Origin of the sequence: Catenulispora pinistramenti, from assembly GCF_018274385.1 — a bacterium.
In the GTDB taxonomy this organism is placed as follows: domain Bacteria; phylum Actinomycetota; class Actinomycetes; order Streptomycetales; family Catenulisporaceae; genus Catenulispora; species Catenulispora pinistramenti.
This window is the reverse complement of sequence record NZ_JAAFYZ010000056.1, coordinates 13,724-36,618: the sequence shown is the minus strand read 5'-3', so window position 1 is coordinate 36,618 and position 22,895 is coordinate 13,724. Positions and strand designations below refer to the sequence as shown.

The window sequence follows — 22,895 nt, the reverse complement described above, 5'->3', positions numbered from 1 at the left end:
GATCCTGATTCACGACCGGCAATGGGGGATCACTCATGGCTTCCAGCATTGCCGAGGTCCTCGGCCTGTCCTGCCTCACCGTCGCCGCGTTCCTCATCGCCGCCCCGCTCGGGTGGGCGGTCGCCGGCGTCGCGCTTCTGCTGATCGGCCAGGCCCTCGACGGCGTCGATTCCGCAGAGGCGGCACGCCGCGCAGTATCCACAGTCTGTGGACAGCGCCGCCGTACCGCCGATACGGAGCGGGGCGAGTCGTGACGATCCTGCGCCGTGCCTCCAACGGGATCCGCGAGCGGCGGTTCTTCGCCCCGTCCGGATCCGGCTCGGGCGACCCGTGGGCTATCCCGTCCAACGGCACCCTCGCCGCTTTCACCTCATCCGGCGTTCCGGTCACCGAGGAAACCGCGCTGTCGCTGCTCGCGGTGACCGCGTGCGTCCGGATCATCTCCGAGGCCGTGTGCGGTTTGCCCTTCGATGCGGTGCGGATGCGTGGGAAGGTCCGCGAGCAACTCGACCCGGCGCCGATCATCATCGCAGACCCCTTCGGCGGGGCGTTGAACCCGCGCCTGATCTCCCGGCGCGTCGGGTTCGGACAGATCATGGTGTCGCTGCTACTGCGCGGCAACGCCTTCGCCCTGGTCTTGTCCCGCGACGGCCGCGGATACCCGAACCGCCTTACGGTGCTGCATCCCGACCGTGTCGAGGTGTCCCTCGACAGTGCCGGACAGAAGATTTTCAAGGTCAACAAGGTCGAGATCGACCCCTACGACATGGTCCACCTGGTCGGCATGTCCTTCCCCGGTCAACCGGTCGGCTTGTCCGTCATCACCTACGCCCGGCAGGCGATCGGCCTGGGCCTGGCCGCCGAAGAGTTCGGCGCGAAGTTCTTCGGCGCCGGCGCGCACCTGTCCGGGATCATCGAGGTCCCCGGCGACCTGGACAACGACCGTGCCCGGCAGTTGAAAGAGCGGTTCTCCGCGATCCATACCGGTCTTCGGACCGCGCACGCGGTCGGGGTACTCACCGGCGGGGCGAAGTTCGCCCCGATCAGCGTCACGCCCGAGGATGCACAGTTCCTCGGCACCCGCGCCGCACAGAACCTCGACATCGCCATGCTGTTCGGCGTCCCGCCGCACATGCTCGGCCAGGTCGACCGGACAACCTCATGGGGGACCGGCATCGAACAGCAGACCCTTGGATTCCTGAAATACACCCTCGAAGCCTGGCTCGGCCGGCTCGAAGACGCCTTCACCCCGCTGCTTCCCCGACCGCAGGTCGCCCGATTCAACCTGGCCGGCCTGCTGCGCACCGACACCGTCAGCCGCTTCGGCGTCTACACCCAAGCCCGCACCGCGAGCATCTTCACCACCAACGAAATCCGCGCCCTTGAGGACTACCCGCCCATCGAGGGCGGCGACGACATCGGCATGCCGCTCAACTCCGCCACCGCCGGATCCAGCGCGACCGAGAACGCTCCAGACGGACCGGCCGCGGAATCAGACGAGCAATCCAGCAACGGCCCGCCGGAAGGGAACAGCGAATCATGACCCTGACCCTCGACCGGCGCGCCGAGCTCTACCCGCTCGGCGAACAGGCGATGCGCTCGATGCCGTTCCGCAGCGTCGAGCTGCGCGACACACCGGACGGAACTGGCGCCTCGGTGTTGCGCTTTACCGGCTATGCCTGTGTCACCGACTCGCCGTATGAGATGTCCGACTGGCTCGGCGACTACACCGAGGTCGTGCGCTCCGGTGCGTTCGCGAAAACCACCGCCGAGGCCGACGTGCCGTTCAAGGTGAATCACGAGGGCATCACCCTCGCGCGGACCAAGTCCGGCACCATGCGCCTGTCCGAGGACAGCACCGGCCTGCTCGTCGAAGCCGACCTCGATCCCGCCTCGCCGGCCGTGGCCACGCTGCGTTCGGCGATGGACCGCGGTGACGTCGACGAGATGAGCTTCGCGTTCCGGGTGGTGCGTCAGGAGTGGTCCCCGGACTACACGCAGCGCGACATCACCGAGGTCAACCTCAACAAGGGCGACGTGTCCGTGGTCAACTACGGTGCCAACCCGGCCACCGCCGGTGCAAGTCTGCGCGCCGACGACCTCGCCGCGCACCTTCATCGGCTGTCCGTCGACGAGCGGCGCGAGGTTTTCGACCGGCTTGCCGCCGAGTTCACCGCGGCGCCGACCGCGACGCCGTCGACCGGACTGAACTGGCGTCAGGCGACCGCCCGCGCGCTGGATCTGAGCCGGCCGCCGTGACCGAGACCCGACCGCGCCTTCGCATCCGACCCGTGAGCTTCGCCGACGCCTGCGCGTTCGTCGACGCCCACCACCGCCACCACACCGCGCCGCGCGGGCACAAGTTCTCACTCGGCGTCCTGGCCGCCGGCGACCTCGCCGGCGTCGCCATCATCGGCCGGCCGGTCGCCCGCGTCTTCGACGACGGGCTCACCCTCGAAGTCACCCGCCTCGCGACCGACGGCACCGCGAACGCCTGCTCAGCCCTGTACGGCGCTACCGCCCGCGTCGCACGCGCCGCCGGCTATCACCGCATCCTGACCTACACCCGCGCTGACGAAACCGGCGCGAGTCTACGCGGCGCCGGCTGGCAACGAATCGCCGACCGGCCCGCCCGATCCGGCTGGCACACGCCAAGCCGACCGCGCACCCACCGCGGCACCGAGCACACCGCCCGTGTGCTGTGGGAACTGATCGTCAACCCCGCCTGACCCCTGGTCAGGCCGTTCCGCCTGCCCGGCACCGCGCCGGAGCCCACGCCGCCGCCCGATCACCGGTCGGCACCTGGGCCACCACCCGAGAACGCGCGCAGGCACGCCCCGCACACCACAACCTGTGAAGGAGACGCGCCATGCGCGACCTCATCAACAGGCTGCTGGAGCGGCGTGCCGAGCTCAAGACTGAGCTGGACGCCGTCCTGGTGGCCCCCACCACCGAAAACCGCGATCTCAACGACACCGAGTCGCAGCGGTTCACCGACCTCACCAGCGACATTCTCAAGCTCGACGCCCGAATCTCCGAGCTGCACGAGCAGGTCACCCGCGACGAGGCCGCCGCCGAAACTGCCCGCCGGCTCCAGCTCGGCGCGACGGTCCAGGTCACCCGCGAACCGGAGACCTACCGCCGCGGCGGACAGCGCTCCTACTTCCGCGACCTGTACCTCGCCCGCGAAAAGGGCGACCGCGACGCGTTCGAGCGGCTGGAACGCAACAACCGGCAGCGCGCCGACACCGAACAGCGCGCCATCAACACCACCAACGGCGCCGGCGGCGAGTTCGTCCCCCCGCTGTGGCTGGAAGACGAGTTCGTCGCGTTCGTCCGCCCTGGTCGGATCTCGGCGAACCTGTGCCGCCACGGGGACGTCCCGCCCGGCACCGACAGCATCAACATCCCGAAGGTCAACACCGGAACCGCCGTCGCCCCGCAGACCAACCAGAACACCGGCGTCCAGCAGACCGACTTGACCACCACCAGCGTCTCGTCCCCGGTCGTCACCATCGCCGGCGGACAGACCGTGTCGCTTCAGCTCATCGAACAGTCCCCGCTCAACATCGACGAGGTCGTGCTCTCCGACCTGGCGCAGGACTACGCGCAGAAGCTCAACACACAGGTGCTGCTCGGTCCCGGTACCGCCGGTACCGTCACCGGACTGCTCACCCTGGCCGGCACACAGGCCGTCACCTACACCTCGGGCACGCCGACCCTCGCCGCGCTCTACTCCAAGATCGCCGGCGCGATCCAGGGCATCCACACGTCCCGATTCCTGCCGCCGACCGCGATCGTCATGCACCCGCGCCGGTGGGCATGGGCCGAGGCACAGCTCGACGGCAACAGCCGACCCCTGATCGTCCCGGCGGCCGGCGGACCGTTCAACGTCGCTGGCAACCTGGACCAGCAGGCCGCACAGGGCCTCGTCGGGCAGATGCTCGGCCTGCCCGTGTACGTCGACGCGCTGATCCCGACCAACCTCGGCGCCGCCACCAACCAGGACGAGGTCTACGTCGCCAAGATGGACGACCTGTGGCTGTGGGAGGGCGACGTTCGCGCCGAGGCCTTCCAACAGACCTACGCCAACAACATGAGCGTGTTCGTGCGGCTGTACAACTACATGTCCTTCCAGGCCGCCCGCTACCCGCAGTCCATCGCCACCATCAACGGCACCGGACTCACCGCCCCGGTCTTCTAAGAGGCGGCGCACTGACCTGCACAGCGACAGTTTAATTGTGACATTCTAAGGCGCGTTGCCGTTGTAAAGTGAGTGTCGAAGGTGCCAAAGCGGATATCGAAGGCTGATCTTCAGCATCGAAACCGATCGCTGCCCTCTTAGCCGGGCCACGGGAGCGTTAGTGGCGCTCCCGTGGCCCTTAGGGTGTTGCTAGCCGATCGCCTTGACCAGCTCGATGACCAGCGCGGTAAGCGAGATCATCAATCGCAGCGCCTCGACCTTCGGCCGCCGCGCAGGCGGCTGGCAGCCGTCGCCGGCGCTCCCTCTGGTTCGCATTCAATTCACCTCCTCCCTTGGGAAGTAGTGAACTGCGAACAGTTGCCAACTGTAGCCGCTATCAGGGTTCTGTAGGGCGCTAATGCCGCCTGTACCTGTCCCCTCGTTGTCCCCTCTTGTCTCGGAGTATCGATGAACGTTCTGAATTACGGCCGCGGCCTGCTTTCCGAGCTCGACGACGCGGCCACCATGCACGACGACAAGCTCGCCGCCAACATCCGAAAGGAGTTGGTCCGCATCGAGGCCGACGTCCGCGCTACGCTCGCAGCGGTCCTGGACGGACCCGAGCCCGACGCCGCGGCGCCGGCCGGCTTCGCCCCTGGCGAGCTCGGGCGGATGCGTGACCGCCTCGATGCCGCCCTTGGCATCGCTCCCGAGGGCGGCACCGGGCGCGCCGCACGCCGTAACGCTGCCAAGCCGGCCGCCCCGGAAGCTCGACCGGCAGGGTAAGGCCATGCCGATCGGCTCTGGCGACAACCGGCATGACCACCTCGCCCGGCATCTCAAGCAGGTCCGCAACCAGCACCGCGCGCACGGCAACGCCCACCACGGGCACACCCGAGCGCGCGGCGCCGGCCGCCACCTCAAGCGCCGCAAGGTCCACCCCGTCGGCAAGGCCCGCCACCACAAGAGCAAGACCCGACACCACCGGCACCCGCACCTCACACCGATCCGGCACCGCCGCGCGGCCAAGCGCCACACCCACGTCCGCCGGCACAAGCACGTCGCGAAGATCACCGGGCACAGCCACCGCAAGCGGACTCGCGGCGCCGCCCGCCACCGGACCGTCGTCGGGCACCGCCGCCGCGCTCGGCATCTGCTCAAGCAACACCGCGAGCACGCCCGGAGCGCCAAGCACCACCAGGTGAGCCGCAAGGCACACCACGCCCACCGTGCCGCGAAGCACGCCCGCGCGCATCACCGCCAGCACCGGCACGGACAGCGGCACCGCCAGCACCACGTCAATTACCGCCGGCACCGCCGGTAGAACCGCGGTACTCGCCCGCGACCACTGATCGGGGGCGACATTGAGTGCCCTGATCTACACCGCTGGCCAGGACGTACCGCTGGCCGTCACGGTCCTCAACGACAGTGGACTACCGGCTACCGCAACCAACGTCGTCGTCACCGTCACCGCACCGGACGGCAGCACCAGCACGCCGCCGACGGTTCCGGCCGGTACAGGCATCTACACCGCGACCGTTCCGGCCGCCGCGACCTCCGGAACCTGGCTGGTCCGGTGGCTCGCGACCGGTTCCGGGTTTGCCTTCGCCTCGGAAAGCCAGTTCCAAGTCCGCCTCGCTGGCGTCGAGCAGGTTGTCGACCTGTCCTCGGTCAAGGCACACCTGAACATGCCGGCCACGGACACCAGCCAGGACGACGAGCTGATCGGGTTCATCCTCGCCGCATCGGCCGTCGTCAGGGACCTGATCGGGCCGATCATCCCCGAGACGCACACCGAGTTCTTCACCGGCGGTGTCGGCACGATCTCGCTGGCCTGGCAGCCGGTCACCGCGATTGCGAACGTAACCGAGTACTACGGCCTGTCGGCGTTCCCGCTCACTGAGCAGCCGCTCGGCTCGCAGATGAACGCCTTCGCCTACACCGTCGACTACATCACCGGCGAACTCACCCGCCGCACCTTCGGCGGACAGGCCGCGCTGTTCGCCATCGGCGACAAGAACATCCGCGTCGTCTACACCGCCGGCCGCACCGACGTCCCCTACAACGTCCGCCTCGGAGCCCTGGAACTCATCCGCCACCTGTGGCAACAGTCCCAGCAAGGCGCCCGACCCCGCTTTGGAGGTGCGCGGATGGACGGCGAGACCCACGTGCCGATCGGGTTCGCGATCCCCGATCGTGTCGTCGAACTGCTGTCCCCGCACCGTAGGCCACCGGGCATCGCATGAACGCGCCCGCCTCCACCATCCCCGAGGTCAAGGCGTACCTCGTCGAGCTCATCAACACCGCCGTCAACGATACGACCGTGCTGGTCTGCTACGACGACCCCGGCACCAACCAGCCCGACGACATCATCGCCGTCCGTGACGTCGAGCAGACCCTCGCCCCCTACGAACTCGTCGGCGGGGGCGGTGCGGGCTGGCTGTATGAGACGTACAAGGTCGAGATCGTCGTCGACGTCTACCGCGGCGGCGACTTCCCGCGCCTGGTCTTCGAGCGCGCGTGCGCCTTGGTCGCCATCGTCGAGAACGCCATCCGCGCCGACCCCTCGCTCGCCGGCCTCGTCGTCACTGCCCGCCCCGCCGGCACGCACTACGCCTCGTCGTGGGAGGACGATGGCAAAGGCCGAACCTGCGCCGCGGCCATGACCGTCGACGTCGAGGCTCGTTCCTGACCTGCGCCGCGACCGACAAATTAGCTCTCGAAGATGTGGGTCGCCTCGCTTAGCGGCACTTCGAACAGCGGTTCCGTCTCAACTTCGGATCCACAATCCTCGCACCGCCGGACCTCAACCGTTCGGTCTTCATTCAGCCGACCGGGCGGGAGATCGACGTATCCGCACTTCGGACAATCCGCTATCTGGCGGAACTTCTTGTGCGGACGGTGCTGCTCATCGGGCTCGACTGCCACGACGCCATCCTTCCTCGGGCAGAGACCCGCCCACCCGTAGACGTAAATCTGACCTCTGAGGTACCGATGCCCTCTTACCTGTACCACGGGGAAGCCCTGCGCACATACCCCGCCCCGCCGCTCGCCCGTGAACTCTCCCCCGGCGACGTGGTCGACCTCGACGAGGACCAGGTCCCCGACGACGGCCGCTTCACCCCGACCCCAGACCCGCCGCCCAAGCCGGCGAAGGCCACAACCGCAAAGGGGGCTGACGCCTGATGCCGAATCCCACATACTCGACGGTCGTCGGCATCGGCAAGGAAGCCGTCGCCGGCCAGCCCGCCGTCCCCGCGACGTTCCTGCCGGCGAAGCAGTTCACGCCGAAGGACAACACCGCGCTGCTGCCCGATGAGGGCTGGCGCGGGTCTGCGGTGAAGACTTACGGCCACATGCCCGGCGTGATGAGCGTCGAGTACGACTTCGCCGGCGACGTCTACGCCGACATCATCGGCTTCCCGCTCGCCGGCGTCCTCGGCGACGTCGTCGTGACCGGCTCGGCCGCCCCGTACACACACGGCATGGCGGTCAACAACGCCGGCCAACAGCAGCCCGCGACCTACACGATCACCGACTTCAACGGCGTATCGACGCTCCAGTACCCCGGGCTGCACTTCACTGAAGTCTCGTTGAAGTTCGCCGGTGACAAGTCCCTGGACTACACCGCGAAGGCCGTCGGGTTCCCCTCGGCGCCCGGCACCAAGCCGACGCCGTCGTACTCGGGTCTGCCGCTGATCGCCGGATGGACCGGCGTCGTGCAACTCGGCGGCGCCACCGTGGCCTATGTCCTCGACGGCGAGATCTCGATCAAGCGAGGCGGCGAAGCCATCCGCAACGTCAACGGCTCGCAGGCGCCCTACTCAATCTGGTCGGACGCCCTCGAAGTCACCGGCAAGCTCACCTGCGTCATGGAAGCCGACACCCTTCGGCAGAGCTACGTCGCCGGTACCTCGACGTCGCTCGACGTGAACTTCGCCGCTGGCACCGGCGCCACCGCCACCGGCGTTCGCGCTCACTGCTCGAAGATCTTCCTCGATTCCGCGGATATCAACCGCGGCAAGTCCTACGTCGAGCTCGGCCTCGCCTTCACCGCCGACGGCAACGTGGCCGACGCCCTCGCCGGCGGATCCGGCGGCTACACCCCGATCCAGGTCAACGTCACCAACGCCAACCCGACCGGCACCTACAAGTAAGGGACCTGATGAACGAGTTTCCCAAGCACATCGACCTACCGCGCAGCGCCTACGCGATTCTGCGCGATCCGGCCGAGGTCCCCGAGCGCTACCGCCGGCCGATCGTCGCGAAGCAGCTCGGCTTCGCCTCGTCCAAACAGGCCCTCGCCGCCGCGCAGACGTTCATCGCCACCGAGGGCGACCAGGCCGTGAGCGAGGACGTCCGCCTGGACGCCGCCGCCGACCTGATCGGCGCCGGCGCCCTATCCGCGATCGACGACATCAGCGACCTGCTGATCGTCGCCCTCGTCGACTCCTGGTCGTTTCCGCAGCCGATCACCGTCGACGGCGCCCTCGACCTGCCGTCCTCGTCCTACCGGGCACTGCGCGAGGCGGTCGAACCGTACCTCTCAGCGCTCATGCCCGAGTTCACCCCCAACCCGGACCCCGCGAGCCCTACGCATCCCTCAAACGGCTGACCGGCTGGCTTGAGGGACGCGAACACGACGCGAGCGAACTCCCGCTCGCCCGCTACCGGCTGTTCCGCCTGGTCAAGCTCACCGGCTGGAGCGTCGAGCAGATCAACGACACCCCCGCCGTGACGCTGGACTGGCTTCTGGCCTGCGCCGATGCCGAGGAACTCGCCGAAGCCAACCGGGAACGACGCGCGCAGGAAGCGAGGTGACCGGACGTGTTCAGCGCCCGATTCCGCGGCCTGGCTGGGGTCACCGAAGCCCTACGGCGCGTCGAGGCCAACGGAGACAAGGCCACCGTCGCCGCGATCCGGTCGACGCAGAATCTCTTGAAACGCAAGGTCCGCGCGAACCTGCGTAACCCGTCGCGCTGGAACCACCGCGGCGCCTCGTCCCGCACTGGCGACGCCGTCAACCTGGCCGGAAGCCCATATCACTCCGCCCGCAGCGGCGGACCAGGCCGCTTCACTGGAACGCTCTACAAGGGCGTCGGCGGCGTCCGGAAACCTCGCACCGTGGCCGGCAAGGTCTACGGCGGCGTCGGCGTTGGGGGCGGGGTCCGCAACCTCTACAAGGGACGCACCGAACAGCGCTTCCCGTACTTCGCCCCTGGCGTGTCCGGTGCCGAGGCCGAGGTCGCGAAGATCTGGGAACAGGCGTGGACAAGAGTCGTTGAAAATAGGTAGAAGTCGACGGATCAGAAACTGAAGAGGTAGTGCGAGAGCAGAATCGAAGCAACGCCTACTGCAAGCGCGACCACTGTTGCAAGGCCCCACTCGCGACGCCGGGCGGAGCGCTCCAGCTCACCAATGCGGTGCTTGACCGCGCGATCGAGGTATGAGTCAACCGCTTTGGCCTGCTCTTCGTTGAGTGCCGCGCGGATCTCAGCATCAGATGCACGGCCCTCAGCTACGAGGGTCCTTGCCTCCAATCCGTCGATGAGTGCGATCTTCGCCTTGACCTCCGCTTGGAGGTCTTCGAGCAATTCGGCGGACAGCGTAAGCGCTGCCGTTACCGCCTTGGCCCGTTCCGCTAAGGGATCTTTCGGCGGTTTAGTCAGCTCGCGAAGGCGGTTTGCGAAGAGTGGGCCAGCGGGGGTCCAGCCCAGCACTGCTTCGAGTATTGAGAGGTAGGGACGGTACGCCCGAATCCACGTCTGTATAGAGCGCTCATGCTGCTCGTCATTCTCTTCATCCATGCCGATCGTCCGACCCCCTGGGCTGTAAGTGACATGCCGCCGACCATCGTTTTATCAGAGTCCGTGCTGCGTCTTGCATCATTCCGCGACTGAACAACAGGCGTGCCCGTGGAGGTGATCTCCGGTGGCACTGCCCAAGTTGTTCCTGGAGGTCGTTGGGGTCGGCGGCAGCGTCAACTCGATGTTGCGCGGCATGGGCCGCGACATCGAGGCCGCGACCGCCACCGGCACGACTAGCCTCGACCGGCTCAAGACGGTCGGCACCGCGGCCCTGCTCGGCCTGTCCGAGGGCGCCGTCATGGCCGGCGCGAAGACGGTCTCGATGGCCGGCGACTTCAACGCCGGCATGACTTCGCTGGAGACCGGCGCCGGCGAGCTGCACTCGAACCTCAAGCTCGTCTCGTCCGGCGTCCTGGACATGGCCGGCCAGGTCGGGGAGTCGACCAAGAGCTTGACCGACGGGCTGTACATGATCGAGTCCGCCGGCTACCACGGCGCCGACGGGCTTACTGTCCTCAAGAACAGCGCCGAGGGCGCGAAGGTCGGCAACGCCGATCTCGAGACCATTGCCGACGCGGTGACGACGTCGCTGAACGCCTACCACGAGAAGGCGTCCGACAGCGCGACCGTCACGAACGAGCTGATCGCGACGGTCGCCAACGGCAAGACCCACATGGAAGACCTCGCGGGGTCACTGGCGACGGTCGTTCCCGCGGCCTCGGCCGCGCACCTGTCCCTTGAGCAGGTGCTCGGGGCGATGGCCACGGAGACCGGCGAGGGCACGAAGGCCGCCGATGCTGCGACGTATCTGAAGCAGACCATTACGCAGTTGTCCAACCCGACCGGCAAGGCCACGCAGGAGATGAAGGGTCTCGGCCTGTCGGCAACCGACATCTCCGAGCACCTCGGACAGCGCGGTCTGACCGGCACGCTCCAGCTGCTCACCGACGCCATCGACCGCAAGATGGGTCCGTCCGGAACAGTCATCATCGAGACCCTCGCCAAGGCCTCGAAGAACACCACCGAATACCAAAAGGCCCTCGCCAACCTCTCGCCCGCGCAGCAGACCTACATTGGCGCCCTGGCCGACATGGTCGGCGGCTCCAAGTCGATGCAGGCCGCGCTTGAGCTCTCGGGCGCGAACATGGCGACGTTCAAGGGCAACGTCGACGCCGTCTCGACGGCCGCGAAGAACGGCGCCGGCCAGATCACCGGTTGGGCGCAGGTCCAGCAGACCTACAACCAACGTCTGTCCGAGGCCAAGGGCCAGGTCGAGGCACTCGGGATCCGCATCGGAACCGGCCTGCTGCCGTGGGTGTCCCGCGCCGTCGGCTGGTTCTCGACCTCGGTGACCTGGCTGACCAAGCACAAGACCGCCGGCGAAGCCGTCGCGATCGTCGTAGGTGGCGTCATGGTTACCGCCCTGGCTGCCTACGCCGTCAAGGGTGCCATCTCGGTCGGCACGACCATCGCCAACACCGGTGCCCTCGTCGCGAACAAGGCCGCCTCGATCGCCTCGGCGGTCGCTACGCGTGCCCTGACCGCCGCAACGTGGCTGCTCGATGCGGCGATGGACGCCAACCCGATTATGCTGGTCGTCCTGGCGCTGGTCGCCATCGGCGCCGCGCTCTATGAGGCGTATCAGCACTCGACGACCTTCCGGCAGATCATTCAGGCCGCGTTTCGCGAGGTCGGCAAGATCGCGCTGTGGCTGTGGCACGAGGTGTTCGAGCCAGCGTTCCGCGGCATCGCCGCGGTCACGATGTGGCTGTACAACAACGGCATCCGGCCCACGTTCCGCCTGCTGTCCGCGGCCGTCCGTGACACCGGCGCCGTCCTGGTCTGGCTGTGGCACTCGGTCGCCGAACCGGTCTTCCGCGGCATCGGCGCGGTCCTGGCGTTCTGGTGGAACGACTTCGCCTGGCCGATTATCAAGATCCACATCGCGATGTTGCGGCTCACGGCCGCGGTGCTGCTGTGGCTGTGGCGCGACGTCGCCGAACCCGTCTTCCGCGGTATCGGCGCAGTCGTCACCTGGTGGTGGAACTCGGCCGTCAAACCGTCGTTCAACCTGGTCGTCGCGATCATCCGCACCACCGGCGCCGTGTTGACCTGGCTGTGGCACAACGCCGCCGAGCCGGCGTTTCACGGCATCGCCGTCGCGGCCTCGTTCCTGTACGACCACGGCGTCAAGCCGACCCTCGGCCTGATCAAGACGATCGTGACCGACACCGGAAACGTCCTGCTGTGGCTGTGGCACAACGTCGCCGAGCCCGTTTTCAGCGGCATCGGCACCGCGTTGTCATTCGCCTGGAACCACGTCATGAAACCCGTTTTCGACACCATGAAGCGCGTCATCGACGACGTCGGCGGCGCGATCTCCAAGGTCGGCGGCGCCTTCAAGTCGATCTCGGGTGCCGTGTCCGGAGGGCTGAACTCGGTCTCTTCGTTGCTCGGGTTCGACGACGGCGGACCGGTTCCCGGCGCGCCCGGCGCACCGATGCTCGCGGTCGTTCACGGCGGCGAGTACGTGCTCAGCCGCGACATGCTCGCCGGTCGCGCCGGCGCTGGCGGATCCGGACCGGTTCCGATCAGTGCCGGTAGCGGCGCTGGCGGGATCGTGATCAACGTCCAGGGCAGCGTCCTGACCGACCGCGATCTCGCCTCGACCATGCAACGGGTCATGCTCCAGCAGGGCGCCCGCTTCAGCACGTCCTACACCCCCTTCCACCGCTGATCCGCCCACCACGGAAGGCGGCGATGCGGCATGTCGCAGAACCCGAATTGGCCAGTCCTGGTCGGCGAGCTCAACCCCACCGGGAACAGCAACTACGGCCTCGGCGTCGCCGGCTGTTTCGCTGACCTGACCGGCCGGCTCATTCAGCAGTGGGGTACCGCCCGCGGCCGGCAATTCGAGCTCGACGAGGTCCAGCCCGGAACCTGGTCGGGGGTGTGGGATGACCGCGACGGCGCCCTCGACCCGTCGAACACCGCCTCGATGTTCGCCCCGAACCTCGTGCCCTACCGGCCCTGGCGCGTTCGTGCGCAGTGGCCGGCCACGGTCAACCTGCTGTCGGCGGACCAGGCCACCGGCGGCGAGGGCACGCCCCTCGCGCCCGGCACCTCGGGAGCGCCTTACTTCGTGACCGGGGCCTACGGCACACCGGTCGTGACCGCCTCGGCCTCGGCCTGGTCCGGCACGCAGGTTTGGCAGGTCACCACGGCCTCAGCCGCGGTCGGGTCCGCGCTGGTCAGCTTCGGCCCTTTGCCGGTCCGCGCCGGCGCGGTCGGTCTGCCCTATGCGTTCTCCGCCCGGATCCGCTCGGCGACCGCCGGCGCGAACCCGACCGTCGCCCCCTCCCTGGCCTGGCTGGACACCAACGGACGCACGCTGTCGACGACCACCGTCGCCCCGATGGCGCTCATCGGCTCGGCCACCGGCGGGTGGACGTTCGCGGGCGTGCCCGACGTGGTGCCGGTCGGCGCTGTCGCCGCGGTGTTCGCCCTGACCATGACCGTTGCGCCGACCGCGTCGTGGTCGTTCCAGGTCGACGGCGCGCAGTTCGAGCAGAACACCACCGCTTCGGCGTTCACCGTGCCCGGCACCTGGTTCCCGTTGTATGCGGGCATGGTCGAGCGCTACCCGCAGGCCTGGAACGACTCCGGGGCCTTCGGCACCGTCACCCCGACCGCGGTCGACACCTTCGCGCTGCTGTCTCAGGTCCAATTCACAGACCTGATGACCGCCGCGATCCAGGCGCCACGCTCGGCGTCCGGCGCGGGGTTGAGCTTCTGCTACCGGCTCGGCGAGCAGGCCGGATCCACACAGTTCACCGACGCCACCGGGCAACGCGGTCCGGCAGTGGTGGCACCGACCGGCGGGGTGACCGCCGGCGTCGCCCAGACCTCGGCTAGCCCCGGCGGCGGATACGCCGCCGCACCCGGCACGACCGTCGTGAACTTCAACCCCGGTGCGAACGCCGGCACACAGAACTATCTGCCCGAGCCGTGTCTCATCCTGCCGCCCGGACCGGACGGTCTGTATGGGCCGCCGCGGACCGGCGGGTTCACGCGCATGGTCGCCTTCCGGCAGACCAACACCACCGGCGGGCAAGACGTGTGGTGCGCGGACTCGCCGTCGTCGCCGACCTCGACGGCAACGATGGAGGTCTATCAAGGCTCGTTCTATATGGAGTTCGCCGACCACAACGGCGGCGGCGCCACGGTCAACCTCGGCGCGGTGTCGGTTGGGAACTGGCACCTGGCGTTCATCTCCACTGATCCGGCCGGTCTGGGCTGGCGCGCGTGCGTCGACGGCGTCGTGTCCTCAGGGACCTTCGCGAAGCCGTGGAATCCGCCGGACTTCTTCAGCGCCGACACCATCGCCGCGGACGCCATCTCGGGCGTGAACAACGAGTTCGTGCCCTTCGCCGGTGACATCTCGTGGGCGTGCCAATGGCCGTTCCAACTGTCCCCGGCGCAGATGCAGCAGATCTATCAGATCTGGCGCACCGCCGGCACGGGCGACTCGACCGGGCAGCGCTACGCCCGCATCCTCGGCCTTGCCGGCTACCAGGGACCGTCGCTGATCGACCCCGGCCAGACGACGAACCTTCCCGCGGCTACCGACATCGCCGGTCAAGACGCGCTTACGGCCCTGTCGCAGGTCGTGACCACCGAGAACGGGCAGCACTTCGTCGACGTCGGCGGCGTCGTCCGCTTCCAGGACCGTTCACGCCGCGCCAAGGCACAGGCGCCGACGTTCGTGTTCGGCGAGAACACTGCTGCGGGGGAGCTGCCCTACGATACGGTCGCGTTCGACTTCGACCCGACCCACATCGGCAACGACATCCAGATCACGCAGAACAGCAGCGGCACCGTGTTCCGCGCGTTCGACGCCGCATCGCAGGCCGCCTACGGCATCCGCACCGTCACCCGCACCACGCAGGCATCCAACCCGCTTGAAGTGCAAGACGCCGCTCACTACCTGCTCGGCCGGTACGCCAAGGCCCGCATGCGAATCAGTGCCCTGACGCTGAATCCGGGCACCAACCCCACGCTGTGGCCGGTGTGCCTGGCGCTGGAGCTCGGAACCCGGATCCGCGTCAACCGCCGACCACCAGGCGCACCCATGATCACCTTCGACGGGTTCGTGGAAGCGATCAACTGGAACGCCGACGACGGCGCCAACGCCACCGTCGACGTCCAGGTGTCGCCCGCCGACGGCTGGACCGCCTGGACCGATGCCGCGATGCACTTCACCTACGCCGGCAACCTGATCAACGGAACCGCCTGGTACCCGTTCGGCGGGCTGCTCACCGATCCGGCTGGCAACCCGGTGCACGCGAACCTGTCGATCGGGCAGCGCATCGCCTTCCTGACCACGGCCGGCACGTCCTACCCGGTCACCGTCACCGGCCTGGACGGCAACGGCGTCGGCTCGGTGCAACTGTCCTCCACCGCCGCGGCGACCGGACCGTTCACCGTCTGCGATCTGCTGCCGGCCGGCGTGACCGACCCGACGAGCTTCGATGCGATGGCGGTTCTCGGCAAGACCACGACCCTCGGCTACTGAAAGGCGGCGATCGTGGCCAACCTGCCTGTCCCCGCACAGCGGACCTGGACCGTCGGCGAAACCGTCCACGACTTCGAACTCAACGCCCAAGTCCGCGACGCCATCACCTTCGGCCTGAGCCCACCAGTGATGATCGCCAACCATCAAGGCGGCAACACCCTGCCAAGCGGCCACTGGACCCCGCTCGACATCCTGTCCGGAAAGCTGCTCGACACATACGGCGGCATCGCCCCATACGACGCCACCAACAACCCGTATCGGTCCAAGTACATCGCCCCGATCGCAGGGGTCTACCGGATCACCGGGCAAGTCCAGATCGCCCCGACCAACTCCAACTTCGCCGGACCGTTCCGCTCCATCCGCGTCCAGATCAACAGCAACGAAACTGTCTGCGCCAAACTCCAGGTCCCGGCGCTGCCGAGCTTCAACACCTGCCTCAACACCAGCACCGACGTGTATCTGGACTACGGCGACATCGCCGAGGTCGGGGTCTTCAACGGCGACAACACCGCAACCAGCCTGATCAACGACGACATCAACGGCTACGGCCGCGTCTCAATGATCTGGCGACACCGCTGAACCGCTCCCCACCCCTAACCGCTACTTCCACCTTCCACGGGGGCGATTCGCCATGACCAACCTCGGCATCCCCACGCAACGCACCTGGACCGACGGCGAAGTCGTCACCGCCGCCATGCTCAACGCCAACGTGCGCGACGCGGTCAACTTCGGCATCAACACCCCGGCACTGATCGCCCGCCAGACTGCCGCCCAGAACATCAACAATCAGCAGTGGACCCCGGTCACCTACGACACCGTCGACGTAGACCCCTACGGCGCCCACAACGCGAGCATCACCTCGCAGTACGTAGCCCCGCTACCGGGCGTGTATCACGTCTGCGGACAGTGCGACTTCACCTCGAACGCCAACGGCTTCCGCAGCATCCGCATCCAAGTCAACGGCGGCGCACAGATCCTCGCGAAGCTTCAGATCGCGCCCGTCAACGGCGTCGACACCGCCCTGTCGACCTCCGCGGATGTGTTCCTCAACGCCGGCGACTACGTCGAGATCGCGGTCTACCAATTCTCCGGCACCACCATCCCCACCGGCGCCGTCGACGGACAACCCCGCATGACCGTCATGTGGGAACACACCTGACCTCGAAGGCAAGCACATGTCAATACAGACCTACGCATCGACCGCCGCGAGCATCTCGGCGGTCTTCGTCTTTCTCGGCATCCTCGGCCGCTGGATCCACCGCTGGTTCGCCCGCCTCGAACACGCCGTCGGCGTCGTCGAACAGCGTTCACAGCAACTCGAACCCAACGGCGGATCGAGCCTGCGCGACGACGTCACCGCCATCCGCGCCGCCCTCGGCCAGCACACCGCAGACCTCGCCGCGCTCCACAACCAGGTCGACGCCCTATCGAGGTCGAGCGGCGGTGACCCGAAATGACCTGGACGCTCGGTTGGATCGGCTGGATCTTGTGGTTCGCCATCGAGGAAGGCGCCGCCCTCGCCCGCGGCGGCACGCCAGCCACGCTCAGCGGCCACATCTGGAAGTGGTTCGCCATCGGCGACGACCCGCACCCCCGCGCCCTCACCAGGCTTCGCCGCTTCGCCCTGCTCGCCGGCCTGGCCTGGCTCACCGCTCACCTGCTCACCGGAGGCCGCTTCTGATGACCACACCCCACGGCCGCAAAGGCACCCTCACGCCCGCGCACGACCAGGCCGTGACCCACCACTACACCGTCCACTACCCCGACCACGCCCCACGCGAGTCCGACCCGCACTACGTCGACTTCGAGGCGTACCGCCGACGTACCCGCAAGACCGCGCGCTGTGCCTTCGCTGTCCGCGTCGGTGACGACTCGATGTGCGGCGGAACGCTGGAGCTCCACCACTCCCATGTCGAGTTTGCCCTCGCCAACGAGGTCGATCTCGAACTGCTGGAACGCGACTACCCCGGCGTCTCCGATATCGGCCAGGTCGGCGCCTGGATCGAATCCGCACAGAACCTCATGTGGCTGTGCACCGCCCACCACCGCGGCCACGGCGGCGTCCACACCGCATCGGCCGCCGACTACGAAGCCGAGCACTACATACGGGGGCTGATCGAATGAGAAGCCATCCCGCCGTCCCGCACCCCGACGACACGGTCAACGACCGCCTCGCCGACAAAGTGACCGCCGCGTTCGGCTCCATGCGAACGTTCTGGATCCTGGTCGCCTGGCAAACCGTGTGGATCGCCGCGGCCACCGCCGGCCTGCCGCTGTTCAAGCGGGATCCCTACCCCTTCGCGTTCCTGCTGTTCCTCGGCAACCTCGTCCAACTGTGGGCCCTGCCGCTGCTCGGCGCATCCCAGAACCGCGCCGCCATCCGGCACGAGGCCAAAGCCGACGCCGACCACGCCGCACTCACCCACATCGCCACCGTCGTCGACCAGATCGCCGCACAGACCAAGGGAGCGACACCGTGACGATCTTCTTTCCCGACGTGTCCAACTTCCAGGCCGGTCTACGGATCCAGCCCGGCACCGTCGCGCTGATCGCGAAGGCGTCCGAGGGCACCTACTACACCGACGCGAGCTACGCCGGCTTCAAGGCGCAGGCCGCCGCGGTCGGATCGGTGTTCAGCGCCTACCACTTCCTCAAGGCGGGCGACGGCGCCGGCCAGGCCGACTACTGCCACGCGATCGTCGGGGCGACCCCGGTCATGCTCGACGTCGAACCCGAGGGCGCCAGCAAGCCGAGCGTCGCCGACTGCGCGGCGTTCATCGCCCGCATGCGCCAGCTCGGCGGGCGCGTGTGGGGCGTGTACTACCCGCGCTGGTACTGGTCCCAGACCGGCGGCGACCTCGCATCCCTCGACGTCGCCCTTATTGCCTCGGGCTACCCCGGGGGCTACAGCGACACCGATCCGAACTGGAACGGCTACGGCGGCAAGAGCCCCGACGTCTGGCAGTACACGGACAAGCAGCCATACGCCGGTCAGTCGATCGACTTCAACGCCTACCGCGGCACCACTGCGCAGCTTGCCGCCCTCATCAACGGCACCGCCACCACCCCGACAGGAGATGACACCGTGACGCCCTACGACATCTGGGCCTTCAAGAACGCCCACCTCGACCCGATCGACATGCGCCAGCGCCTCGTCAACGCCGAGACCGCCGCCGAGCAGGCCCGCGACCAGACCAACACCATCAAGGCCGAGCTTGACGGCGTCAACGGCAAGCTCGACGCCCTGATCAACACCATCAACGGCATGCGCACCGGCGGTATCGACGTCGGCGTGCTCGCCAGCGACATCACCCACGCCATCGGCACCAAGCTCGCCGCCTGACCCGACCACCGACAGGAGACGACCACCATGACCGACCACCTCAAGGCCCAAGCCATCCGCGTCGCCCGACTCTTCGCCGTCGCCTTCGCCGCACAGCTCATCACCACCGGCACCGCGAACCTCGGATGGAAAACCCTCGCAGCCCTCGGCATCGGCGCCGCCGAGGCCGTCGTCCGCCAGATCTGGCCGACCACACCGGCGACCCCGCCCAAGCCCGCGGCAAGCCCGCCGACCGGCGGGTAACTCCCGCAGACCGCCCCGGCTCGACGATCAGACGTCGAGCCGGGGCTTATCTTGTCGTCGGTCCACACAGCTCATGTGCTGTCGCACAGGATCTTCATGATCGCCTGTACTGTCTGCTCCGGCCGCTGGTCGGTCGTGTCTACCCGGTGTGCCGGAAAGGCCGCATACTCCTGCTCGATTCGGTCGGCCAAGTCGTCGGCCAACTCGTCCCACCATGTCGTTAGCTTGTCTCTGTCGCGAAGGCGTGCCTGCCGCTCGGCCGCAGAACATTCGAGATGGAACGTGACGGGGGACGGGAGGTCCTTCGGCAGGATCAAGTCCATCGCGGCGCCGAACGCTCGATGCGTGGCGACCGTCCGCTGAGTGAAGCTGTCGATGACGACGGAACTCCCGATCTCCATGAGCGCCCTGACCCTCTCGGCGGTGACTAGTAGCGCCGAGACAAACAGGTGCGCACGGGCATCGTGGTCGTGGCTCCGCCAATCGAGAAAGGCTCGCGCCTCGGTGTACTCGGCCGGGAACGTTGCGACCTGTTCGGCGCCGATTGCTCTGGCCAGCAGTGGGGCGATGGTGGACTTTCCACTGCCTCGCAGGCCTTCGAGAGCAACGAACACTTGTGGCAGGGCGGTGTCAGGCATGGGCGTACACCACCGGAGGTATGCCGAGCAGGACCTCGTTCCGACCCCCACCCTCATGCTCGATCCGACCTGACTGCTTGTCGAAGTAGAAGGCGTGGGCGTCGGTGCCGACCGCGTTGCAGGACATCGTCAGCGCGCCGCGTGGGTCGGACTCGATCCGCGAGGCCGTGGCGCCATATTCGGCGCCCGCTCGCTCCTCGCTCTCGCGATCGGTCGCCAACTCGTCGTCGACGAGGACGCTGATGCGAAGGTTGGCATCCTCGATCTGTTCCCGCATCCGTTGGTATGCGATCGGGTCGGGGATCACTAGTTCGGTATGGCGGGAGGCGTATCCGACAGGGCGCAGGTGGTGCAGCTTCAGTTCCCGTACCGCAAGTGTCTCTAGCAGCCTTGCGAGTGGCACCACGTCAGCGATGTTGGTCGCGGTGACGGTCATGGTCACGCCCGTCGCGATTTTGAGGTTGCGTGCGTAGGCGAGGGCAGCGATGGCCTCGCGGAAGCTGCCTCGGTGACGGATGGCATCGTTGGCCTGTTCCAGGCCCTCCAACGACACCCGAAGCAAATCGAGGTCGGTGGCGACCTCGGCGAGCTTTTGGATTACGCGGTAGCCGTTGGTGCAGATCTCGGTGTGCATCCCGAGGGTTCGCTTCGTGTGAGTGAGCAGTGGGCCGAGTTGGTAGAACAGGAACGGTTCACCGCCGAGCAGGTTGACGCCGGTGGTTGCGTAGTCGCGCTGCATCAGTTCGACCAAGGTGATGGCCTGGTCGAGGGTGTAGGCGTCGCGCCAGGCAAGACGGTCGCCGTGGAAGCAGTGCGCACAGCGGAACTGGCACCTGTAGAGCAGCTGTATGTAGAGCGTCTCGATCCGCGTGATGCCGGCGGCTTCGGTGATCGTCGGCGTGCTCATGCGGGTTCCTGTTCGGGAGGGAACCGCAGGTCACTGATCGCCGACAGGTCCAGGCCGTAGCGGGTGTAGACGTCGGTGGTGTTCTCGGCGGTCAGCTCGCGGGGAGTGAAGCCGAGACGTTCGGCGGTGGCGCGGACTTCCTCAGTCGAGTCGGCCTCGATCTCCAGGTAGGGCGGGATCAGGGGCCAGGAGTCCAGTTCCAGGCGAACCGAGTCCAGCTTCCAGGACGAGCGCCGGTTCTCCTGATAGGCCTTGGCCTTGAAGCCGAGGGCTTCGAGGAGGGCGTGCGTCGCGGCGAAGTCGGAGACATGGACCTCGATCTCGTGGACGCCGTCGATGGCGTCGGAGACGATCTCCTTGATGCACAAGGTGACCTCGCGGCCGGTGTCCCTCAGCCTGATCCACTTCGACTGGTCGTCGGGGATGATGTCGTACACGTAGCGTCGCATCAGCCGGTCGGCGACGTGGTAGCCGCCGGCCCGCAGGATGCGGCCGACCACGGTGTCGGCGTCGATGTTAAGAACTTTGGCTTCGTACTCGGTGGTCCCGGTCATACTGTGCGCTCCTCAGCAGGGCTCGTAGAGGGGGGCATTGTGGATGTCATAAGGCAAGACTCTCGACTTTAGACAGAACCCTGCGATCCCACCGCGGGTATCTCACGGTGAGATGTACACTTCCATGTGTGACCGAGGGTTCGGTGGTGATCTCGCCCACGGCGTGGCGGCGAGCCGACATCCGTGAGGCCCTACGTGCCCGTGACGCTGCCGCAATCCTGCGCTTCGCCCAGCACCAGACCGGAGCGTCTCAGTCCCGCCTCGCAGCCGCCATCGGCATAGGGCAGGGACGTGTGAACGAACTTTTCAACGGCAAGCGCGAAGTCGTGCGTCTCGACCTGTTCGAGCGGATCGCCGATGGCCTGAACATGCCGGACGCCGCTCGCATGCTGCTCGGGCTGGCACCCGCCACAGCTCGCCAAGCCGACGATCTCGATGAGCTGGCTGAGGCCACAAGTACCGTTGCGCGCACCTACCACTCGCAGATTGGCGCTGCCAGGGAGATCCGTCAGCTCGCCGGCGGGGCGCGTGAGCTCGATCTACTCGCCGTGCGCGGGCTCGGATTGCTCGGACTCAACGACTCCCTGCTACGTGCAGCCGTCTCGGTCCGCTTGACGCCACTGGCTATACGCGTTCTCATCGTCGATGCCGACAGCGAAGCTGCCGCACGCCGCGCCGCCGAGATCGGCGAAAGCGCCGCAGCCTTCGCGGTCAGCGTCCGCCTAGCTGAACACAAGCTCGCAGAGCTGGCCGCGACACCTGGCCTCGTCCTCGCCGCATACCGCTACTCGACCCTGCCGACCTGGCGTCTCATCGGCCTGGACGAGACCATGTTCGTGAGCACTTTCGATGAGGAGTGGGAAGGCCACGCGTCACCGACCTACCGTGTAGACGTTGCGACCGGCGGCGCTCTGTATCGAGGTTTCCGGCGCATGTTTCAGGAGATGACCGAGACGGCCGAGCGCTTCATCTGACAGGACGAGGAGACCCGCGATCATGCCGATCGAAGCTGAGCTGAAAGCTCGCGTCCGTGACGTTCCCGCTTTGGTGGCAGCGCTGGATGAGCGAGCTAAGGCTGAGAAGGCCACCTACCGCGACCGCTACTTTGACAGCCCGGATGGAACCTTCACATCGGCCGGGCACGAGCTTCGGATCCGGACCGTCGAGACTGACGGAGGCGTTCGGAACGTGCTCACCTTCAAGAAGCCCAGCGTCGATGTGGCAAGCGGGTCCAAGCCCGAATACGAGACTACGGTCGGAGACGCCGATGCCGCTGAGTCGATTGTGGTGGGTCTCGGCTACCGACTGATGATCGCCTTTTCGAAGCAGTGCTCGAACTACCGGTGGCACGAGGCCGGACGTGACTTGCTTGCGACTGTTGTTACCGTGCCCGAGATCGACGGAACCTTCGTCGAGCTGGAGACGATTGCCGAGACTGAGGGGGACCTCTCGGCGGCGCTGGAGTTGGTTCGCGCCACGCTGGCAGAGCTCGGTATCGCCAACGACGATCTGACGACTGAGCTCTATACCGACGCTGTCGCGGCGTCTGAGTCACGAGGCTGAACGATGGCCAGATTCTCCGTTGCAGTTCCCGTTGCAGTTCGCCCCGATCCGGGAAAGGTCGCCCGAGTACGTTTCGCCAGTT

Annotated in this window: 30 protein-coding genes; 25 read left to right on the top strand and 5 right to left on the bottom strand. The window is 67.3% G+C overall.

Annotated features, from left to right (window positions below; genetic code table 11):
• Positions 1 to 35: 35 nt before the first annotated feature.
• The 5 genes from KGQ19_RS18245 to KGQ19_RS18225 all read left to right on the top strand — a co-directional run bounded on the left by KGQ19_RS18245 (position 36) and on the right by KGQ19_RS18225 (position 4,204).
• The gene (locus KGQ19_RS18245; RefSeq protein WP_212010387.1) at positions 36 to 254 is read left to right on the top strand and encodes a hypothetical protein; all 219 of its coding nucleotides are present in this window, start codon (positions 36 to 38) and stop codon (positions 252 to 254) included.
• Positions 251 to 1,543, top strand: a complete 1,293-nt coding sequence (locus KGQ19_RS18240) for a phage portal protein (protein WP_212010386.1) — start codon at positions 251 to 253, stop codon at positions 1,541 to 1,543. Before KGQ19_RS18245 ends, KGQ19_RS18240 begins: the two co-directional genes overlap by 4 nt.
• Positions 1,540 to 2,259 (top strand): HK97 family phage prohead protease, encoded by a 720-nt coding sequence (locus tag KGQ19_RS18235; protein ID WP_212010385.1) that lies wholly within the window; start codon positions 1,540 to 1,542, stop codon positions 2,257 to 2,259. The genes KGQ19_RS18240 and KGQ19_RS18235 overlap by 4 nt, the downstream gene beginning before the upstream one ends.
• 23 nt (positions 2,260 to 2,282) lie before the next feature.
• A complete protein-coding gene (locus tag KGQ19_RS18230; protein WP_438801872.1) occupies positions 2,283 to 2,729 on the top strand; it encodes an XF1762 family protein in 447 nt (148 codons plus the stop codon).
• Positions 2,730 to 2,869: 140 nt separating this feature from the next.
• On the top strand, positions 2,870 to 4,204 hold the full coding sequence (locus KGQ19_RS18225; RefSeq protein WP_212010383.1) for a phage major capsid protein: 1,335 nt from the start codon (positions 2,870 to 2,872) through the stop codon (positions 4,202 to 4,204).
• 189 nt (positions 4,205 to 4,393) lie between these two features.
• Here the strand turns inward: KGQ19_RS18225 and KGQ19_RS51110 are convergent, their stop codons facing one another.
• The gene (locus tag KGQ19_RS51110; RefSeq protein ID WP_268907873.1) at positions 4,394 to 4,519 is read right to left on the bottom strand and encodes a hypothetical protein; all 126 of its coding nucleotides are present in this window, start codon (positions 4,517 to 4,519) and stop codon (positions 4,394 to 4,396) included.
• Between the two features lie 132 nt (positions 4,520 to 4,651).
• On the opposite strand from KGQ19_RS51110, the gene KGQ19_RS18220 reads away from it, so the two are divergent.
• The 8 genes from KGQ19_RS18220 (at position 4,652) to KGQ19_RS18185 (ending at position 9,478) form a co-directional block, all read left to right on the top strand.
• The gene (locus KGQ19_RS18220) at positions 4,652 to 4,969 is read left to right on the top strand and encodes a hypothetical protein (protein WP_212010382.1); all 318 of its coding nucleotides are present in this window, start codon (positions 4,652 to 4,654) and stop codon (positions 4,967 to 4,969) included.
• Positions 4,970 to 4,973: 4 nt separating this feature from the next.
• Positions 4,974 to 5,507, top strand: a complete 534-nt coding sequence (locus tag KGQ19_RS18215; RefSeq protein WP_212010381.1) for a hypothetical protein — start codon at positions 4,974 to 4,976, stop codon at positions 5,505 to 5,507.
• Positions 5,508 to 5,547: 40 nt separating this feature from the next.
• Entirely contained in the window at positions 5,548 to 6,429 is an 882-nt protein-coding gene (locus KGQ19_RS18210; protein ID WP_212010380.1) for a hypothetical protein, read from the top strand.
• Positions 6,426 to 6,875: a hypothetical protein gene (locus KGQ19_RS18205; protein ID WP_212010379.1), complete on the top strand. Its 450-nt coding sequence runs from the start codon at positions 6,426 to 6,428 to the stop codon at positions 6,873 to 6,875. The genes KGQ19_RS18210 and KGQ19_RS18205 overlap by 4 nt, the downstream gene beginning before the upstream one ends.
• Positions 6,876 to 7,177: 302 nt before the next feature.
• Positions 7,178 to 7,369: a hypothetical protein gene (locus KGQ19_RS18200; protein WP_212010378.1), complete on the top strand. Its 192-nt coding sequence runs from the start codon at positions 7,178 to 7,180 to the stop codon at positions 7,367 to 7,369.
• On the top strand, positions 7,369 to 8,340 hold the full coding sequence (locus KGQ19_RS18195; protein WP_212010377.1) for a phage tail tube protein: 972 nt from the start codon (positions 7,369 to 7,371) through the stop codon (positions 8,338 to 8,340). Before KGQ19_RS18200 ends, KGQ19_RS18195 begins: the two co-directional genes overlap by 1 nt.
• An 8-nt stretch (positions 8,341 to 8,348) precedes the next feature.
• Positions 8,349 to 8,798 carry a hypothetical protein gene (locus tag KGQ19_RS18190; protein WP_212010376.1) on the top strand — a complete coding sequence of 150 codons (450 nt, stop codon included), beginning with the start codon at positions 8,349 to 8,351 and terminating at the stop codon, positions 8,796 to 8,798.
• A 212-nt stretch (positions 8,799 to 9,010) separates the two neighbouring features.
• On the top strand, positions 9,011 to 9,478 hold the full coding sequence (locus KGQ19_RS18185; RefSeq protein ID WP_212010375.1) for a hypothetical protein: 468 nt from the start codon (positions 9,011 to 9,013) through the stop codon (positions 9,476 to 9,478).
• A gap of 11 nt (positions 9,479 to 9,489) precedes the next feature.
• On the opposite strand, the gene KGQ19_RS18180 is transcribed toward KGQ19_RS18185, so the two are convergent.
• A complete protein-coding gene (locus tag KGQ19_RS18180; protein ID WP_212010374.1) occupies positions 9,490 to 9,990 on the bottom strand; it encodes a hypothetical protein in 501 nt (166 codons plus the stop codon).
• A gap of 124 nt (positions 9,991 to 10,114) precedes the next feature.
• Here KGQ19_RS18180 and KGQ19_RS18175 point away from each other — a divergent pair, with 124 nt between their 5' ends.
• The 10 genes from KGQ19_RS18175 to KGQ19_RS18130 are packed head-to-tail and all read left to right on the top strand — an operon-like array spanning position 10,115 to position 19,151.
• Complete coding sequence (locus tag KGQ19_RS18175) at positions 10,115 to 12,727, top strand: phage tail tape measure protein (protein ID WP_212010373.1); 2,613 nt, start codon at positions 10,115 to 10,117, stop codon at positions 12,725 to 12,727.
• A gap of 30 nt (positions 12,728 to 12,757) precedes the next feature.
• Positions 12,758 to 15,565: a hypothetical protein gene (locus KGQ19_RS18170; RefSeq protein ID WP_212010372.1), complete on the top strand. Its 2,808-nt coding sequence runs from the start codon at positions 12,758 to 12,760 to the stop codon at positions 15,563 to 15,565.
• 12 nt (positions 15,566 to 15,577) lie between these two features.
• On the top strand, positions 15,578 to 16,144 hold the full coding sequence (locus tag KGQ19_RS18165) for a hypothetical protein (protein WP_212010371.1): 567 nt from the start codon (positions 15,578 to 15,580) through the stop codon (positions 16,142 to 16,144).
• A 52-nt stretch (positions 16,145 to 16,196) separates the two neighbouring features.
• On the top strand, positions 16,197 to 16,724 hold the full coding sequence (locus KGQ19_RS18160; protein WP_212010370.1) for a hypothetical protein: 528 nt from the start codon (positions 16,197 to 16,199) through the stop codon (positions 16,722 to 16,724).
• Positions 16,725 to 16,740: 16 nt separating this feature from the next.
• Entirely contained in the window at positions 16,741 to 17,022 is a 282-nt protein-coding gene (locus tag KGQ19_RS18155; protein ID WP_212010369.1) for a hypothetical protein, read from the top strand.
• Positions 17,019 to 17,246: a hypothetical protein gene (locus KGQ19_RS18150; RefSeq protein ID WP_212010368.1), complete on the top strand. Its 228-nt coding sequence runs from the start codon at positions 17,019 to 17,021 to the stop codon at positions 17,244 to 17,246. The genes KGQ19_RS18155 and KGQ19_RS18150 overlap by 4 nt, the downstream gene beginning before the upstream one ends.
• Complete coding sequence (locus KGQ19_RS18145; protein ID WP_212010367.1) at positions 17,246 to 17,689, top strand: hypothetical protein; 444 nt, start codon at positions 17,246 to 17,248, stop codon at positions 17,687 to 17,689. The genes KGQ19_RS18150 and KGQ19_RS18145 overlap by 1 nt, the downstream gene beginning before the upstream one ends.
• Positions 17,686 to 18,045, top strand: coding sequence for a DUF1003 domain-containing protein (locus KGQ19_RS18140; protein WP_212010366.1), 360 nt, complete (start codon positions 17,686 to 17,688; stop codon positions 18,043 to 18,045). Before KGQ19_RS18145 ends, KGQ19_RS18140 begins: the two co-directional genes overlap by 4 nt.
• Positions 18,042 to 18,908: a GH25 family lysozyme gene (locus KGQ19_RS18135; protein WP_212010365.1), complete on the top strand. Its 867-nt coding sequence runs from the start codon at positions 18,042 to 18,044 to the stop codon at positions 18,906 to 18,908. Before KGQ19_RS18140 ends, KGQ19_RS18135 begins: the two co-directional genes overlap by 4 nt.
• Before the next feature lie 27 nt (positions 18,909 to 18,935).
• On the top strand, positions 18,936 to 19,151 hold the full coding sequence (locus KGQ19_RS18130; protein ID WP_212010364.1) for a hypothetical protein: 216 nt from the start codon (positions 18,936 to 18,938) through the stop codon (positions 19,149 to 19,151).
• A gap of 71 nt (positions 19,152 to 19,222) precedes the next feature.
• On the opposite strand, the gene KGQ19_RS18125 is transcribed toward KGQ19_RS18130, so the two are convergent.
• Genes KGQ19_RS18125 through KGQ19_RS18115 form a run of 3 tightly spaced genes read right to left on the bottom strand, consistent with a single transcriptional unit; the run spans position 19,223 to position 21,250 of the window.
• Positions 19,223 to 19,789: an AAA family ATPase gene (locus tag KGQ19_RS18125; RefSeq protein ID WP_212010363.1), complete on the bottom strand. Its 567-nt coding sequence runs from the start codon at positions 19,787 to 19,789 to the stop codon at positions 19,223 to 19,225.
• On the bottom strand, positions 19,782 to 20,696 hold the full coding sequence (locus KGQ19_RS18120; RefSeq protein ID WP_212010362.1) for a radical SAM protein: 915 nt from the start codon (positions 20,694 to 20,696) through the stop codon (positions 19,782 to 19,784). The genes KGQ19_RS18125 and KGQ19_RS18120 overlap by 8 nt, the downstream gene beginning before the upstream one ends.
• The gene (locus KGQ19_RS18115; protein ID WP_212010361.1) at positions 20,693 to 21,250 is read right to left on the bottom strand and encodes a class IV adenylate cyclase; all 558 of its coding nucleotides are present in this window, start codon (positions 21,248 to 21,250) and stop codon (positions 20,693 to 20,695) included. The genes KGQ19_RS18120 and KGQ19_RS18115 overlap by 4 nt, the downstream gene beginning before the upstream one ends.
• A 128-nt stretch (positions 21,251 to 21,378) precedes the next feature.
• Between KGQ19_RS18115 and KGQ19_RS18110 the strand changes: the two genes are divergently transcribed.
• Both KGQ19_RS18110 and cyaB read left to right on the top strand, forming a co-directional pair.
• Positions 21,379 to 22,224 (top strand): helix-turn-helix domain-containing protein, encoded by an 846-nt coding sequence (locus KGQ19_RS18110; RefSeq protein ID WP_212010360.1) that lies wholly within the window; start codon positions 21,379 to 21,381, stop codon positions 22,222 to 22,224.
• A 22-nt stretch (positions 22,225 to 22,246) separates the two neighbouring features.
• On the top strand, positions 22,247 to 22,813 hold the full coding sequence (gene cyaB, locus KGQ19_RS18105) for a class IV adenylate cyclase (protein ID WP_212010359.1): 567 nt from the start codon (positions 22,247 to 22,249) through the stop codon (positions 22,811 to 22,813).
• Positions 22,814 to 22,895 lie beyond the last annotated feature (82 nt).

Excerpts from the sequence above, each read along its gene's own strand:
- KGQ19_RS18225 (WP_212010383.1), top strand. The coding sequence starts at position 2,870 with ATGCGCGACCTCATCAACAGGCTGCTGGAGCGGCGTGCCGAGCTCAAG.
- KGQ19_RS18180 (WP_212010374.1), bottom strand. The coding sequence starts at position 9,990 with ATGGATGAAGAGAATGACGAGCAGCATGAGCGCTCTATACAGACGTGG.
- KGQ19_RS51110 (WP_268907873.1), bottom strand. The coding sequence starts at position 4,519 with ATGCGAACCAGAGGGAGCGCCGGCGACGGCTGCCAGCCGCCTGCGCGG.
- KGQ19_RS18170 (WP_212010372.1), top strand. The coding sequence starts at position 12,758 with ATGTCGCAGAACCCGAATTGGCCAGTCCTGGTCGGCGAGCTCAACCCC.
- KGQ19_RS18160 (WP_212010370.1), top strand. The coding sequence starts at position 16,197 with ATGACCAACCTCGGCATCCCCACGCAACGCACCTGGACCGACGGCGAA.
- KGQ19_RS18115 (WP_212010361.1), bottom strand. The coding sequence starts at position 21,250 with ATGACCGGGACCACCGAGTACGAAGCCAAAGTTCTTAACATCGACGCC.
- KGQ19_RS18155 (WP_212010369.1), top strand. The coding sequence starts at position 16,741 with ATGTCAATACAGACCTACGCATCGACCGCCGCGAGCATCTCGGCGGTC.
- KGQ19_RS18220 (WP_212010382.1), top strand. The coding sequence starts at position 4,652 with ATGAACGTTCTGAATTACGGCCGCGGCCTGCTTTCCGAGCTCGACGAC.
- KGQ19_RS18215 (WP_212010381.1), top strand. The coding sequence starts at position 4,974 with ATGCCGATCGGCTCTGGCGACAACCGGCATGACCACCTCGCCCGGCAT.
- KGQ19_RS18150 (WP_212010368.1), top strand. The coding sequence starts at position 17,019 with ATGACCTGGACGCTCGGTTGGATCGGCTGGATCTTGTGGTTCGCCATC.
- KGQ19_RS18145 (WP_212010367.1), top strand. The coding sequence starts at position 17,246 with ATGACCACACCCCACGGCCGCAAAGGCACCCTCACGCCCGCGCACGAC.
- KGQ19_RS18205 (WP_212010379.1), top strand. The coding sequence starts at position 6,426 with ATGAACGCGCCCGCCTCCACCATCCCCGAGGTCAAGGCGTACCTCGTC.
- KGQ19_RS18235 (WP_212010385.1), top strand. The coding sequence starts at position 1,540 with ATGACCCTGACCCTCGACCGGCGCGCCGAGCTCTACCCGCTCGGCGAA.
- KGQ19_RS18190 (WP_212010376.1), top strand. The coding sequence starts at position 8,349 with ATGAACGAGTTTCCCAAGCACATCGACCTACCGCGCAGCGCCTACGCG.
- cyaB (WP_212010359.1), top strand. The coding sequence starts at position 22,247 with ATGCCGATCGAAGCTGAGCTGAAAGCTCGCGTCCGTGACGTTCCCGCT.
- KGQ19_RS18195 (WP_212010377.1), top strand. The coding sequence starts at position 7,369 with ATGCCGAATCCCACATACTCGACGGTCGTCGGCATCGGCAAGGAAGCC.
- KGQ19_RS18120 (WP_212010362.1), bottom strand. The coding sequence starts at position 20,696 with ATGAGCACGCCGACGATCACCGAAGCCGCCGGCATCACGCGGATCGAG.
- KGQ19_RS18245 (WP_212010387.1), top strand. The coding sequence starts at position 36 with ATGGCTTCCAGCATTGCCGAGGTCCTCGGCCTGTCCTGCCTCACCGTC.
- KGQ19_RS18140 (WP_212010366.1), top strand. The coding sequence starts at position 17,686 with ATGAGAAGCCATCCCGCCGTCCCGCACCCCGACGACACGGTCAACGAC.
- KGQ19_RS18130 (WP_212010364.1), top strand. The coding sequence starts at position 18,936 with ATGACCGACCACCTCAAGGCCCAAGCCATCCGCGTCGCCCGACTCTTC.
- KGQ19_RS18125 (WP_212010363.1), bottom strand. The coding sequence starts at position 19,789 with ATGCCTGACACCGCCCTGCCACAAGTGTTCGTTGCTCTCGAAGGCCTG.
- KGQ19_RS18200 (WP_212010378.1), top strand. The coding sequence starts at position 7,178 with ATGCCCTCTTACCTGTACCACGGGGAAGCCCTGCGCACATACCCCGCC.